The 355-nt window shown below is 48.2% G+C and carries 1 pseudogene; it reads left to right on the top strand.

Annotated elements, in window-relative coordinates:
• A pseudogene (locus AM629_RS21600) lies at positions 1 to 355 on the top strand (hypothetical protein); the annotation flags it as partial.

The raw sequence follows: 355 nt of genomic DNA, 5'->3' as shown, positions 1-355 counted from the left end.
ATGTCGTTGAACACATTCTGCATTGGTCTATATGGAGGCGAAGGCACCAGTACCGTGCTCAGCAGTGTCACTACCGGCGCAGAGGCGGGAGCCCACCCTCAGGATAAGTACGGCTGTAGTACTAGTCTGGAATTTGGTGCTTTGGGTTGGTTCTCTCCAGATGAAATGTCAGATAAAGCCCGTAATCATTTCAACCCTGAAGCTAAATGTACATTAGAGTTAACCGCTATGCGCGGTAAAAACAGCCAGATTCTGACAGCGATTGAAGTGGCGATTGATGAAAATGATCAACCCGTGGCAACAAAATCGAAGGATGAAACCAAATACGCCACTATCAGTACGCCGGTTATCCGCC

This window comes from Photorhabdus heterorhabditis (assembly GCF_001280945.1).
In the GTDB taxonomy this organism is placed as follows: domain Bacteria; phylum Pseudomonadota; class Gammaproteobacteria; order Enterobacterales; family Enterobacteriaceae; genus Photorhabdus; species Photorhabdus heterorhabditis.
This window is presented reverse-complemented; position numbering and strand designations above follow the sequence as displayed.